Annotated in this window: 12 protein-coding genes; 6 read left to right on the plus strand and 6 right to left on the minus strand. The window is 64.7% G+C overall.

Features of this window, described 5'->3' with window-relative positions; all coding sequences use genetic code 11:
- Nucleotides 1-84 precede the first annotated feature (84 nt).
- From ACZ1JV_RS24280 to ACZ1JV_RS24305, 6 genes are all read left to right on the plus strand, one after another.
- Entirely contained in the window at nt 85-2,976 is a 2,892-nt protein-coding gene (locus tag ACZ1JV_RS24280; RefSeq protein ID WP_465150877.1) for a TonB-dependent receptor, read from the plus strand.
- Nucleotides 2,977-3,050: 74 nt separating this feature from the next.
- The gene (locus tag ACZ1JV_RS24285; RefSeq protein ID WP_465150878.1) at nt 3,051-4,052 is read left to right on the plus strand and encodes an alpha/beta hydrolase; all 1,002 of its coding nucleotides are present in this window, start codon (nt 3,051-3,053) and stop codon (nt 4,050-4,052) included.
- An 18-nt stretch (nt 4,053-4,070) separates the two neighbouring features.
- Nucleotides 4,071-5,711 (plus strand): family 43 glycosylhydrolase, encoded by a 1,641-nt coding sequence (locus ACZ1JV_RS24290; protein WP_465150879.1) that lies wholly within the window; start codon nt 4,071-4,073, stop codon nt 5,709-5,711.
- Nucleotides 5,711-7,129 (plus strand): glucuronate isomerase, encoded by a 1,419-nt coding sequence (gene uxaC / locus ACZ1JV_RS24295; protein WP_465150880.1) that lies wholly within the window; start codon nt 5,711-5,713, stop codon nt 7,127-7,129. The genes ACZ1JV_RS24290 and uxaC overlap by 1 nt, the downstream gene beginning before the upstream one ends.
- On the plus strand, nt 7,126-8,520 hold the full coding sequence (locus tag ACZ1JV_RS24300; RefSeq protein WP_465150881.1) for a mannitol dehydrogenase family protein: 1,395 nt from the start codon (nt 7,126-7,128) through the stop codon (nt 8,518-8,520). The genes uxaC and ACZ1JV_RS24300 overlap by 4 nt, the downstream gene beginning before the upstream one ends.
- Before the next feature lie 116 nt (nt 8,521-8,636).
- Complete coding sequence (locus ACZ1JV_RS24305) at nt 8,637-9,284, plus strand: DUF4198 domain-containing protein (RefSeq protein WP_465150882.1); 648 nt, start codon at nt 8,637-8,639, stop codon at nt 9,282-9,284.
- A gap of 33 nt (nt 9,285-9,317) precedes the next feature.
- Here ACZ1JV_RS24305 and ACZ1JV_RS24310 read toward each other — a convergent pair whose 3' ends face one another.
- From ACZ1JV_RS24310 to ykgO, 6 genes are all read right to left on the minus strand, one after another.
- Nucleotides 9,318-10,094: a proteasome-type protease gene (locus ACZ1JV_RS24310; RefSeq protein ID WP_465150883.1), complete on the minus strand. Its 777-nt coding sequence runs from the start codon at nt 10,092-10,094 to the stop codon at nt 9,318-9,320.
- Nucleotides 10,095-10,312: 218 nt separating this feature from the next.
- Nucleotides 10,313-11,170 (minus strand): transglutaminase family protein, encoded by an 858-nt coding sequence (locus ACZ1JV_RS24315; protein ID WP_465150884.1) that lies wholly within the window; start codon nt 11,168-11,170, stop codon nt 10,313-10,315.
- A gap of 17 nt (nt 11,171-11,187) precedes the next feature.
- A complete protein-coding gene (locus ACZ1JV_RS24320) occupies nt 11,188-12,135 on the minus strand; it encodes an alpha-E domain-containing protein (RefSeq protein ID WP_465137245.1) in 948 nt (315 codons plus the stop codon).
- Nucleotides 12,135-13,571 (minus strand): circularly permuted type 2 ATP-grasp protein, encoded by a 1,437-nt coding sequence (locus ACZ1JV_RS24325; RefSeq protein ID WP_465150885.1) that lies wholly within the window; start codon nt 13,569-13,571, stop codon nt 12,135-12,137. Before ACZ1JV_RS24325 ends, ACZ1JV_RS24320 begins: the two co-directional genes overlap by 1 nt.
- Before the next feature lie 139 nt (nt 13,572-13,710).
- Nucleotides 13,711-14,334, minus strand: a complete 624-nt coding sequence (locus ACZ1JV_RS24330; RefSeq protein WP_465152644.1) for an HAD family hydrolase — start codon at nt 14,332-14,334, stop codon at nt 13,711-13,713.
- A gap of 113 nt (nt 14,335-14,447) precedes the next feature.
- Entirely contained in the window at nt 14,448-14,573 is a 126-nt protein-coding gene (gene ykgO / locus ACZ1JV_RS24335) for a type B 50S ribosomal protein L36 (RefSeq protein ID WP_029724010.1), read from the minus strand.
- Nucleotides 14,574-14,596: the final 23 nt, after the last annotated feature.

Below are 14,596 nucleotides of genomic sequence, written 5' to 3' on the forward strand. Positions count from 1 at the left end.
GATGAAAGGGTGCGCGGTTATCCCGCGACTCCTCATGACACCGGTATCATAGAAAGGCCGACAAGGCCGCGAGGGGGAGTGATCATGCATTCGCATGTTTCGAGGATTTCGCTGTTCAAGATTGCCCTGACGTTGGGGACCGCCGGCGCCGCGCTGGCGTTGCCGCAAGCTGCCTTCGCGCAGGACGCCGCACCGCAGGCTGCCAACCCGGCACCCACTGTCGGCGCCGAAGACACGCCGACCGAAGCCATCATCGTCACCGGCTATCGCAAGTCGCTGGAAGCCGCGCTGAGCGTGAAGCGCGATTCGGTTTCCGCCGTCGATGCCGTCGTCGCCGAAGACATGGCCAAGTTCCCCGACCAGAACCTGGCCGAATCGCTGCAGCGCATCCCCGGCATCTCGATCCAGCGTGACGGCGGCGAAGGCCGCTCGATCACCGTGCGCGGCCTTGGCGCCCAGTTCACCCGCGTTCGCGTGAACGGCCTTGAGACCATCGCCACCAGTTCCGACGGCGCCAGCGCCAACCGCGATCGTTCGTTCGATTTCAACGTCTTCGCATCCGAACTGTTCAGCAGCCTGGTCGTGCACAAGACCGCCGAAGCCAGCCTGGACGAAGGATCGCTGGGCGCCGTCGTCGATCTCAACACCGGCAATCCGCTGGCGGGCAAGACCGGCCTTTCCGCCGTGCTGAACGTGCAGGGTTCGTACAACGATCTGTCGAAGAACGTCGGCCCGCGCATCGCCGGCCTGCTTTCGTGGAAGAACGATGCCGGCACCTTGGGCGTAAACCTTTCGGCCGCCTATTCGCACACCGATACACTGGAAACCGGCAACAACACCGTGCGCTGGGCGCAGGCCTATTTCAACTCGGTGGACGGCACGCCCTGCTTCTATTCGGTTCCCGGCGCCACCGGCGGCAATCCGGTCAATTCCGGCGGCTATTACCGCCCCTCGGCCGCCTGCGACGAAGCCTCGCTCTCGTTCCACGCGCGCATCCCCCGCTATGGCAAGGTCGAGCACGATCGTGAGCGTCTGGGCCTGACCGGATCGATCCAGTTCGAACCGACCGACCGCACCAAGCTTTCGATCGACGGGCTCTATTCGCGCTTCAAGGAAAAGCGCGCCGAACAGTGGCTGGAAGTGCTGGCCCGTTCGAACGAACGCAGCTTCAACGTCGTCGACCCGACCTATGACGACAATGGCAACATGGTCAGCGGCACGTACAACAACGCCTATGTCCGCACCGAAAGCTACCTGCGCAAGTCGGACACCGAATTCTACCAGATCGGCGCCACGCTGGATCAGGACGTGACCGATAGCTTCCGCGTCACCGCGCTGGGCGGCATCTCTCAATCCAACGCCAAGATCCCGGTCGAAACCACCTTCGCCTATGACGCCAAGGGCGCGAACGGCTTCAACTTCGACTATTCGGACATGAAATCGCCGGTGCTCAGCTACGGCATCGACGTGACCAACCCCGCCACCTTCCAGCTTGCTGAAATCCGCGACCGTCCTTCCTATGTGAAGAACCAGTTCAAGACCGGCCAGCTGCGCAGCGAATGGGATGTTGCCGAAGGCTTCACCGTAAAGGCCGGCGCGGTCTGGCGGCGGTACAACTTCCGCACCCAGCTGTGGACGCGCGACACCGTGGCCTGCAACGGCAATGGCAAGCCCGACCTGATCCTGGGCACCACCACCTGCTCGGCCAGTGTCTACGGGTTGCCGGTAACCTCCGACATCTCGCAGCTGGTCAATCTGGGCGATGCGGGCCAGCCGAGCGGCACGACCGACTCCTGGCTGGTGGCGAACATCAACAACGCCGCCGACTACACCAATCTCTACCAACGTGCGGCGGTGGAAGACCTCGGCAGCAACCGCCGCGTGCAGGAAACCACCTCGGGCGGGTACCTGCAGTTCGACGTGAAGGGCGATATCTTCGGCCTGGAATTCGCCGGCAACGCGGGCATGCGCTATGCCCACACCAACCAGCAGTCGACCGGCTACACCGCCGGCGTCGCGGCAACCGTGAAGCGGACCTACGACGACTGGCTGCCGTCGATGAACCTGGCCTTCTATCCCACGCATGACGTGATCGTGCGCGGCGCCGTGGCCAAGGTCATCACCCGGCCTTCGCTAGGCAACCTGAACCCCGGCGGTTCGGTAGACGGGTTCAACTACAAGGTCACTTACGGCAACCCGTTCCTCGATCCCTATCGCGCCACCAACTTCGACGCCTCGGTCGAATGGTATTTCGCACCCGGCGCGCTGCTCTCGGTGGCGGGCTTCATCAAGAAGATCGAAAGCTTCCCGGTTTCCGGCACTTACACCGCCACGCTGCCGCAGCTCGGCCTCGACAAGTCGGTGCTGACGCCCAGTTCGCCGGCCTACATCAACTACGATCCCAATCAGGAATACGTGGTGTCTTCGCAGGTGAACGGCGCGGGTGCGACGTTGAAGGGCGTGGAAGTGGCGCTGCAGATGCCCTTCACCTTCCTGCCGGGCATCCTCAGCCACACCGGCTTCCAGGGCAACGCCACTTTCATCAAGAGCGATGCCGACTATCAGCAGACCGGCCCGGCGGTTTCCGCCTGCACGCGCAACAGCTCGGGTGCCTGCACGCTGGCCGGCGTTTCGGCGATCTATCATTCGACGCTCTACGGCGTTTCGAAGCGGGCCTGGAACGCCACGCTGTACTATGACGACGGCAAGTTCAGTATTCGCGGATCGGTCAGCTATCGCGGGCCCTTCGTCGATCAGGGCAGTGCCACCGGCAACGTGTTCGAAGGCTATGGCTCCTACACCAGCGTCGATGCCGCGATCCGCTATCAGGCGACGGACTGGCTGGAACTCTCGATCGACGGCAACAACCTGACCGACGAATACCGCTACCGCTGGAACGACGTCGATGCGGAACGTAACTACGAGAACAACCACTTCGGGCGCACCATCCTGTTCGGCGCGCGGGTCAAGTACTGATCCCGCACGCTGGCCGGATGGCCCTAAATACCTGACTTAAATTAATACATGAAATAAGACTGGAGAGTGCCGTCATGACCTTCGACCGTCGATCGTTCATGGCGGCCTCTCTCGTTTCCGGCCTGCTCGCGGGGGAAGCCGCCGCGCAAACCGCGCCGCCGGTGGCAACAAACAAGCCCCGTGCCCCCGGCCTGCCCCAACCCAGCGAGACCATCGACCTCTGGCCCAAGGGCGCACCGGGCCTGCCCGCGAAAACCCTTGCCGAAACGGTCGACGAACGCTCTAGCGACGAACTCGTCACCGACCGCGCCGTCTACGGTATTACCCGCCCGCGCATGGCGGTGTTCCGGCCCGACCGCCCCAATGGCGCGGCGGTGCTGCTGACGCCCGGCGGCGGCTACAAGTGGGTGGTGGTCGACAAGGAAGGCTACGAGATGGCGCGCTGGCTGACCGCGCGCGGCTTCGCCGCCTTCGTGCTGTTCTACCGGCTGCCCGGCGAAGGCTGGGCCAGCGGACCCGATACCCCGCTGATCGATGCGCAGCGCGCCATGCGCCTGATCCGCCACCGCGCTCGGGACTTCGCGATCGATCCCGAGCGCGTGGCCGCCATGGGCTTTTCCGCCGGCGGCCATGTCTGCGCCAGCCTTTCCACCCGCTTCGCCGCTGAGGTCTATGCGCCGGTGGACGCGGCGGACCGTCTTTCCGCCAAGCCTTTCTGCGCCGCGCCGATCTATCCGGTGGTTTCCATGGACCCCGCGATCGCCCACGCCGGATCGCGCGATCTGCTGCTGGGCCCCAACCCTACCTCCGCGCTGGAAGCGACCCATTCGCCCGAGCGCACCGTGCCTGCCGACGCCCCGCCGCACTGGCTGCTCCATGCCGAGGATGACGACGCCGTGCCGGTGGAAAACACCGTGCGCCTGCGCGCCGCATTGAAGGCGCGCGGCATTCCGGTGGAGGCGCATTTCTTCGAACACGGCGGCCACGGCTTTGGCCTGCGCCGCGCCATCGGCAAGCCGGTGGAGGCATGGCCGGAACTCTGGCGCGCCTGGGCGCGGACCAAGGGGTTCGGATAACATTCTCTGACTGACGAGATGAGCATGGACAGACGCGAAGCATTGAAGGCCGCCCTGATCGGTGGCGCAGGTCTTGCAGCAGGCGGGCTTCAGGGGGAAGCCGCCGCCGCAAGGGAGCCCGGGGCGGGAGGGCCTCCTCCCCCGCCCGCCCCGGCTCCCGTCCGATGGCGGCGCGGGTTCGACAATCAGCGCATTGCCGATCTCGGAAACGGAACGATGCTCAATCCCGTGCTTTCCGGAGACCGGCCCGACCCGGCGATCCTCAAGGATGGGGAGGACTATTACCTCACCTTCTCCAGCTTCGATTCCTATCCCGGCCTCACCATCTGGCACAGCCGCGATCTGGTGAACTGGCAGCCGCGGAAGCCCGCGCTCACCCGCAATATCGGCTCGGTCTGGGCGGTGAGCCTGGAAAAGCACAAGGGGCGCTATTTCCTCTACATCCCGGTCAAGGCGGAGCCCAACGAGATCTACGTGATCTGGGCCGATCACATCGACGGCCCGTGGAGCGATCCGAAGCCGCTGGGCCTGCACGATCATATCGACCCCTGCCACGCCGTGGGTGAAGACGGATCGCGCTGGCTGTTCCTGTCAGGCGGAGACCGCGTGCGCCTCTCCGAAGACGGCCTCTCGCTGGCCGGCAAGGTGGAGCATGTCTACGATCCGTGGCACTATCCGGAGGACTGGGATGTCGAGGGGTTCTCCCCCGAAGGCCCCAAGATCCACCGCCACGGGGGCTGGTTCTACATGCTCACCGCCGTCGGCGGCACGGCCGGCCCGCCGACCGGCCACATGGTGATCGCCGCCCGCGCCCGATCGATCCACGGTCCGTGGGAACAGCACCCCGGCAATCCGCTGGTCCGTACCGAGAACCAGTCCGAAGCCTGGTGGTCGCGCGGCCACGCCTCGCTGGTCGAGGGGCCGGACAAGCGCTGGTACACGCTCTACCACGGGTTCGAGAACGGCTTCTGGACGCTCGGCCGCCAATGCCTGCTCGATACCATCGAGTGGACCGACGACGGCTGGTTCCGCATGACCGGCGGCGACCTGTCGGGGCCGCTGCCGGTGCCCAAAGTCGCCACGCCCCTGCCCCATGGCATGCCGCTGTCGGACGATTTTGCGAAACCGCTGGCGATGGGCTCCAAGTGGTCCTTCTTCCGCCCCGCGCCCGACGAGGCCAGCCGCGTGCGGGTCGAACGCGGCGCGCTGCATCTCAAGGGCAAGGGCCTCGCCCCGTCGAGCGGCTCCCCGCTGCTGCTGATCGCCGGCGACACCAGCTATCAGTTCGAATGCGATATCGAGATTCCGCCTGGCGGCACCGCTGGCCTCGTGCTGTTCTATGACGACAAGCTCTACGCCGGGCTGGGCTTCGACCAGACCCGCTTCGTCACCCACCAATACGGCATGGAACGCGGCCGCCCCGCCAACCCGCTCGGCCGCCGCATGAAGATGCGCGTGACCAACCGCCGCCACATCGTTTCGTACCATACCTCCGGCGATGGCGGGAAAACGTGGAAGCGATTTGATCGCGGCATGGAGGTCTCCGGATACCACCACAATGTTCGTGGGGGGTTCCTCATGCTGCGTCCCGGCCTATATGCTGCGGGTGAAGGCGAAGCCATTTTCCGCGATTTCCGTTTCACCGCTCTGGAAGACTGATGCCCATTCGCCCCCTTGAGCTTCATCCCGATCGTCTGCTCCCCGCCGATCCCGCCACGCGCAAGCTGGCGCGCGAACTCTACGCCCGCGTCGCGGACCTGCCGATCGTCAGCCCGCACGGCCACACCGATCCGCGCTGGTTCGCCGGCAACGAGACCTTCGGCAACGCCACCGATCTGCTGCTGGTGCCGGACCACTACGTGTTCCGCATGCTCTATTCGCAAGGGATCGCGATGGAGGACCTCGGCGTGCGCAACCGCAATGCCGATCCGCGCGCGGCGTGGCGGCTGTTTGCGGAAAACTACTTCCTGTTCCGCGGCACGCCCTCGCGCATGTGGCTGGACTGGGTCTTCGCCGAGGCGTTCGGGATCAGCGTGCAACTCGGCGCCGAGACCAGCGACCTCTACTTCGACACGATCACCGACAAGCTGGCGACGAACGATTTCCGCCCGCGCGCACTGTTCGACCGCTATGGCATAGAGGCGATCGCGACGACCGAAAGCCCGCTCGACACGCTGGAATACCACGCCGCGATCCGCGCGGAGAACGCGCGTCCGGGAGGCTGGCAGGGCAAGGTGATCACTGCCTATCGCCCCGATCCGGTGGTCGATCCGGAGTTCGAGGGCTTCCGCGACAACCTTGCAAAGTTCTCCGAGATCACCGGGGAGGATTGCCTCACCTGGAACGGCTACCTCGCCGCGCACCGCCAGCGCCGCCGCTTCTTCGCGGAAATGGGCGCGACCTCCACCGACCACGGCCACCCGACACCCAAGACCGCCGACCTCTCGCCCGCCGAAGCGGAAGCGCTGTTCGACAAGGTGAGCAAGCGCGCCTTCACGGGCGAAGACGCCGAACTGTTCCGCGCGCAGATGCTCACCGAAATGGCGGGCATGAGCCTGGACGACGGGCTGGTCATGCAGATCCATCCGGGCGCATTCCGCAACCACAACGCCCGCGTGTTCGAACGCTTCGGGCGCGACAAGGGCGCAGACATCCCCTCGCGCACCGAATACGTCGCCAATCTGAAGCCGCTGCTGGACAAGTACGGCAACGAGCCCGGCCTCTCGGTGATCCTCTTCACGCTGGATGAGAGCACTTATGCCCGCGAACTGGCGCCGCTGGCCGGGCACTATCCCTGCCTGAAGCTGGGCCCGGCATGGTGGTTCCATGACAGCCCGGAAGGCATGCGCCGCTTCCGCCGCATGACCACGGAAACCGCCGGTTTTTACAATACCGTGGGCTTCAACGACGATACCCGCGCGTTCCTGTCGATCCCCGCCCGCCACGATGTCGCGCGCAGGATCGATTGCGGGTTCCTTGCCGAACTCGTAATGGAGCATCGTATCGAGGATTGGGAAGCCGCCGAACTGGCGCGTGACCTGACCTACAATCTCGTCAAGAAGGCCTATCGTCTGTGAGACTCTCCAGCGAAACGCTGTCCCGTCTGCCCGAATCCGTCGCCCGTCCGGGCTATGACCGCGCCGCGCAGGCGGCGGGCATCGTCCATTTCGGCATCGGCGCGTTCCACCGCGCGCATCAGGCCTGGTATACCGACCGAGCGATGGCCAAGGGCGACCGCGATTGGGGCATCATCGGCGTTTCGCTGCGTTCGGCCAATGTCGCGCGCCAGCTCAATCCGCAGGACGGGCTCTACACGCTCACCGAATGTTCGGCGGAGCGCAACCGCATGCGCGTGGTCGGATCGGTCCAGCGCGTGATCGTCGCCAGCGAGGATTCGGAGGCGGTGATCGCTGCCATCGCCGCACCGGAAACCCGGATCGTGACCTTCACCGTCACCGAAAAGGGCTATTGCCGCGCGGCCGACGGATCGCTCGACCCGTTCCTGGCGCATCACGGCAGCATCTACGCCTTCCTCGAAGCCGGCTTGCGCCGCCGCCGCGAGCAGGGCCTGCCCGGCCTGACGCTGCTTTCGTGCGACAATCTTGCGCTCAACGGCCGCCAGCTTGAGCGGCTGATGGGCGAATACCTCGCGCTCAAGGATGCCGATCTGGGCGCATGGGTGGCAGCGGAATGCACGTTCCCCTGCGCGATGATCGACCGCATCGTGCCCGCCACCACCGCCGCCGATCGCAAGATGGTGGCAACGCTCGCCCGACTGGACGACGACGGCGCGGTGATGACCGAACCGTTCAGCCAATGGGTGATCGAGGACAAGTTCGCCGGCCCCCGCCCGCAGTGGGAAAAGGTCGGCGCCGAACTGGTCAGCGATGTCGCGCCTTATGAGGCGGCGAAGCTGCGCATGCTCAACGGCGCGCATTCGGCGCTGGCCTACCTCGGCCTCGAACACGGGCACGCCTTCGTCCATCAGGCGGTGGGCGATCCGGCGATCCGCCCGCTGATCGAGCGGCTGATGCATGAGGAAGCCCAGCCGACCATCAAGGCCGCGCCGGCACAAGATCTGCAGGCCTATGCCGACGCGCTGCTGGCCCGCTTCGCCAATCCCGCGCTCCAGCACCGGCTGATCCAGATCGCGATGGACGGCAGCCAGAAGATCCCGCAGCGCTGGCTGGAAACGCTCGCCGCCAATCAGGCAAAAGGCAAGCAGTGCCCGGCGATCCTGACCGCGCTGGCCGCATGGCTGCGCCACGTGCGCGGCGACAATGCCGCCAAGTGGGGCCCGGTGGACGACCCGATGGCCGGTCGCCTTGCCGACATCTGGCGCGAAGAGGGCAAGGACGGCACCCCGCGCGCGCTGTTCGGCGAAGGCGGCCTGTTCGCCAAGACCTGGCAGGCCAACGAAGCCGACTTCGCGGCTTTGGCCGAACGACTGGCGCGGGCTACGGCCTGACCGTCCGCCTCTTGGCGGGATGCATCCCCATCCGGAGCGACGGGCACCACTATTGCAATCAATAATCAGTCGCATTACTCAATCCGGAACGCATTCGCTGTTTTGGGGGAACGATTATGATCGCACGCTACCTGCCCGCCCTGGTTCTTGCCCCGGTTCTAGCGGCTGTCGTCGCACCGGCGGTACAGGCGCATGAAGTGTGGATCGAACGCGACGGCGCCGGGCCGGCGCGCATCTATCTCGGCGAACCGGCAGAGCCGCTGCCCGCCGGCGGCGATCCCGAATTCGACCATCTGAAGGCACCAAAGCTGGTGCCCGCCTCCAATGCCGCGCAAGTCCGCAAGGCGGGCTACATCGAAGTCGCGGTTCCGCCGGGTGACGTGCGCGCGCATGACGACACGGTGTTCGCGCCTTGGGGAGAGGACGGCAAGAAGGAAGGCGTTGCCTACTTCGCCCGCGCCGGCCGCAGCGATGCCCGTGCGGTGATGCCTTTCGAGATTGCCCCCGTCGCGGCGGGCAGCGACCGTTTCGTGCTGACACGCGACGGCAAGCCCATGGCCGATGCGGCGGTTACGGTGATCACGCCGGAAAAATGGTCGAAGTCGTTCAAGACCGATGCCCAAGGCGGCTTCACCCTGCCCTCGCGTGAGAAGGGGCGTTACATCCTTTCAGCTTCGCACAAGGACGAAGCCGGCGCCGAAACCAGCCTTGGCAAAGTCGCCGTCCTGCACCGGATCGCCACGACCACGTTCGTGGTGGATTGATCGGGAACGGCAGGTTGAAAAGGCCGGCCGCCGTCAGGCGGCCGCGTCTTTCAACTTACCGCCTTTACCCTTGTTCAAAGAGTAGTCCGGCAGGCCGTCCAATGCCTGCCGCAGCGCCTCACCCCAACTGGCCGAGATCGACTGGTAATAGGGATCGTTCCCTTCGATCCGCCGTTGGTGCAGCGGTGTGAAGTTGTCCGTTTCCAGCACCAGCAGATCCAGCGGCATGCCGACCGAAAGGTTGGCCTTCACGGTCGAATCGAACGACACGCACAGCAGCTTGATCGCCGCCTCGAAACTCATGTCGCGGTCGTAGCCGCGAATCAGGATCGGGCGGCCGTACTTGGTCTCCCCGATCTGGAAGAACGGCGTGTCGAAGCTGGCTTCGATGAAGTTGCCTTCGGGGTAGATCAGGAACAGGCGCGGTTCCATGCCCTTGATCTGGCCGGCCACGATCATCGTCGCGCTGAAAGTGCCGGATGCCGCCGTCTGGCCGTTGTCGGCCGCGCGTTCCTCGATCACGTCCTGCAGCAGATTGCCGACGATGGTGGCCACCTGGAACATCGTGGGGGCTTCCAGCAGCGAATTGTGCCGCTCCGCCGGGGCCTTGTTGCGTTCCTCAAGCTGGCTGATAACCGCCTGCGTCGTGGCTAGGTTCCCCGCCGTCATCACCGAGATCACGCGTTCGCCGGGGATCTGCCAATGGTACATCTTCCGGAAGGTCGAAATGTTGTCGACCCCGGAATTGGTGCGGGTGTCGCTCATCAACACGAGCCCGCGGTCCAGCATCATGCCCACGCAATAGGTCATGGAATTCTACGCCCCGATCAATACGCTTCCCCGCACGTCCTGTCCTTGGCGGGGAGCGCCCTAGTCTCTGTTCGAAAAATGCCCAAAAAAGGGCATTTTCGTCGCGGCGCCGGCCCTCTCCCCCACCCGGCCACCCGACGATAGTACCCTAAGGGCGGTCGGGTGGGGGAGCGGGCCGGTGCCGCAAAATTCGCGTAGCGCGAATTTTCAACCAAGCCTTAGCCGCTTTGCTGCTGCCCGGTGGAGGACTGCTGCTGTTGCTGTTGACCTAGCACTTTCTCTCCCACCGACAAACGCACTTCAAGGCGGCTATCCCCACCTCCCGCAGCGATTCCGGTTACAGGTGCGGCCTCACTATAATCGCAACCGCTGGCCACGCGAATATACCGTTCGTCCGGCGACATGCCGTTGGACACGTCGAATCCCACCCAGCCGAGGCCGGGCACGTGCGCCTCTGCCCAGCCGTGGCCGGCTTCCTGCTCCTCCCGGTCGTTCATCTTCAGGTAGCCGCCGATATAGCGCATCGGGATATCGAGCAGGCGCCCGGCCGAAATGAACGTATGGGCATGGTCCTGGCACACGCCCTTGCCCGCCGCCAAGGCCTCTTCCGCCGTGGTCTTCGCATCGGTGGCACCGGGTCGGTACTCGATCCGATCTGCCACCTTGCGCGACAGGGCGTGAAGAAACTCCAGCGGATCGCGCCGGTCGGCATCCACATCCTCGACCAGCGCCCGCACACGGGCTCCGGCCTTGGTCAGGCGCGTGGGGCGCAGGAACGTCCAGAGCGGCATCAGCCCGGTGTGGTTGCCGGTGATGCCGCTGTTGTCGATGGTGCGCACGGTGCCCCGGCACGCCACGACCACGATGTCCGCCCCCGGCTCGATCGAAACGAGCGCGGTATGGCTGTGGTGATGATCGTCGTATTCCGCCTCTGCGCTGGCGCCGGTCAGATCCATCGTCCAGTCGATCACGTCCTGGCCGTGCGTGCTCTTCGGCCGGAGTTTCAACCGCTGGAGACCATGCGTGACCGGCGCGTCGAAAGTGTAGCGAGTGGTGTGAGTCACGGTCAGCAGCACGGGGAGATAGTCCCTTTCTACTCGATGAAACGGTAATCGGCGGCGATGGCATTGCCGAGGCGGTTGGTCTTGCCGACGAAGTCCTGCAGGAATTCGTGCAGGCCGGTCTCGAAGATATGTTCGATCGTGGTCTGATTCAGCGCCGCGCTCGTTTCGCGCATCAGTTCGTGCGCGGAGGTTTCCTCGCCATATTCCTTGGCGAGCCCGGCCAGATTGCTACGCAGCTTTTCATAGCAGAACACCAGACTGCGCGGGAACTGGCCGTCCAGGATCAGGAAGCGGGCGATGCCGCGCGGGTCCATGGCGCCGGCATTGAGCCACGAATAGGCGCGGTTGCCCGCCACCGAGCGCAGCAGCGTATCCCACTGGACGTTGTCGAGACTGGAGCCAACCCACGCCACCGAGGGCAAGAGCACGTAATACTTCACGTCCAGAATGCGCGCGGTGCTGTCCGCCCGTTCGATGAAGGTGCCGATGCGCGCGAAGTTGAACACCTCGTTGCGCAGCATCGTGCCTTCCAGCGCGCCGCGAACCAAAGTCCCCTGCCGGCGGATCGCGGTGAGCACTTCGCCCAGATTCGATTCGCGCACCGGGCGGGAAAGCAGTTCGGACAGGATCATCCACCCTTCGTTGGTGGCTTCCCATACCGAGTTGGTCAGGCTGGTGCGGACCATGCGCGCGTTCGTCCGCGCATTCTCGATCATGCGCAGGACGGAGGCGGGATTGTCCTTCTCTCGCAGCAGATAGTTGAACACTTGGGGCCCGCCGAAGTCCGAATGGCGCGCGGCATAATCGTCCACTTGCCCCGTGGTGGTAAGGACGGACTTCCACTCCTCTTCCTGCGCGTGCTTGTCGCTGCGCGTGAGGGCGAGGTGGAAACCCACGTCGATCAGCCGCGCGGTATTCTCCGCCCGCTCAAGGTAGCGGCTCATCCAGTAAACGCCGTTGGCAGCACGTCCGAGCATTATTCGTCCAGTACCCAGGTATCCTTGGTGCCGCCGCCCTGCGACGAATTGACCACCAGCGAGCCCTTTTTCAGCGCCACGCGGGTGAGCCCGCCCGGCGTGATGTCGATCCCGTCGGGAGAGACCAAGACATAGGGCCGCAGGTCCACATGGCGCGGCGAGAGGCCGGCCTTGGTGAAGATCGGCACGGTGGAAAGCGACAGCGTGGGCTGCGCGATGTAGTTATGCGGCTTGGCCCGCAGCTTGGCCTCGAACGCGGCCAGTTCCTTCTTCGAGGAGGTCGGCCCGATCAGCATGCCGTAGCCGCCGGAGCCGTGCACTTCCTTGACGACCAGCTCCGCCAGATTGTCCAGCACGTAGGCCAGCGCCTTCGGCTCCGAACAGCGCCAGGTCGGCACATTGGGCAGGATCGGTTTCTCGCCCGTGTAGAACTCCACGATCTCCGGCATGTAGCTGTAGATCGCCTTGTCGTCGGCGATACCGGTGCCCGGCGCATTGGCGATGGTGATGCCGCCGGACCGGTAGACATCCATGATCCCGGCGACGCCCAGCACCGAATCGGGATGGAAGGTCAGCGGATCGAGGTATTCATCGTCCACCCGGCGGTAGATCACGTCGATCGCCTTGTAGCCGGTGGTGGTGCGCATGGCGACGCGGCCGTCGACCACCCGAAGGTCGCTGCCCTCCACCAGTTCGGCGCCCATCTGATCGGCCAGGAAGGCATGTTCGAAATAGGCCGAATTGTAGATACCGGGGGTCAGCACCGCCACGGTCGGCCGGCCCGATCCCTTGAAGGCAGGCGGCGCGCAGGCGCGCAAGCTGCGGGCCAGCCGGCGCGGATAGTCGGAGACGGGACGCACCGGAACCTTGGTGAACAATTCCGGGAACATCGCCATCATCGTCTCGCGGTTCTCCAGCATGTAGGAGACGCCGGACGGGGTGCGGGCATTGTCCTCCAGCACCATGAACTCTTCGGGCCCGGTGCGGACGAGGTCGATGCCGACGATGTGGGTATAGACGCCGCCGGGCGGGGTCATGCCGATCATCTGCGGCAGGAACGCCACATTGTCGCGCAGCGCCTCCATCGGCAGCCGGCCGGAGCGGACGATTTCCTGCCGGTGGTAGAGGTCCTGCAGAAAGGCGTTGAGCGCACGCACCCGCTGTTCGATGCCGCGCGTCAGCTTGCGCCATTCCCGCGCGGTGATGATGCGGGGGATCAGGTCGAACGGGATCAGCCGTTCCTCGGCCGCCTCGTCACCATAGACGTTGAAGGTGATGCCGATGCGGCGGAAGAAGCGTTCGGCCTCTACCTGCTGGCGGTTGAACCAGGCCTTGTCCTGCGAATCGTACCACTGGCTGAGATCGGCATAGGCGGGTCTTACAGACCCGTCCGCATTGAGCATTTCATCGAAGTTCGTTTTGCCCGCAGCCGACATTGTGACTCCCTGTTGACCAAGTGATGCAACAAGGATTCGCACTTGCCAAGCAGTTACGCTGCAACTGCGAAGAAAAATTTTTACCTTAAGATCGCCTACGGAGAACTATTCGGTCGCCCTGGCGGGGCGTCCGGCAATTTCACCCCAGCAGCCCACGTGCCGTCAGATCGGCACGCAGGGTTTCGGCATCGCGAAAATGATGCACCTGCCAGCCGAGCGCGGCGGCGCCGGCGATATTGTCGGCATTGTCGTCGATGAACAGCATCGCACGCGGATCGTGACCGAAGCGGCGGGCAGCGAGATCGTAGATTTCGCGGTGCGGCTTCACCAGCTTCTCGTCGCCGGAAACGACGACATCGCCGAACAGGTCGAACAGCGGTTCGCTCTCGCGATACTCGCGCCAGAAGGTGCTGGCGAAATTGGTAATGGCATAGAGCGGCACATCGCGCGCGGCCAATTCGCGCACGATTTCGTGACTGCCGGGCACATTGCCGGGAATCGTTTCGAGGAAGCGCGTGGCGTAGGCGTCGATCAACGCGTCATGCCCGGGAAACTCGGCCTTGCGGGCGGCGACCAGCTCGCCGAGATCGGCCCCGGCATCATGCGCGAAATGCCATTCTTCGGAGACGACATTGGCGCAAAACCAGTCGAGCTTTTCGGGATCGTCGATCAGCTTGGCGAACAGCGCGCCGCGCATGTCCCATTGCACGAGCACGCGGCCGACATCGAAGACGACAGCCTCTACAGGCACTTCACTCTGCATTTTCACGCATGCTCCGGACATGACAAGACCCCCGCCTGTGGCGGGGGTCCAATGTCGTCGCGATGACCGCCTGCCTCATACCCCGCCGTTACAGCGGGGACGGGCAAGACGAATCAGCCCTGGCGAGCCTTGAAGCGACGGTTGGTTTTGTTGATCACGTAAGTGCGGCCGCGACGACGGATCACGCGGTTGTCCCGGTGGCGACCCTTGAGCGACTTCAGGCTGTTCACAATCTTCATGGTTCGTCTCGTCTTGGTGGTTC

The organism is Novosphingobium sp. BL-S-19, assembly GCF_055521675.1.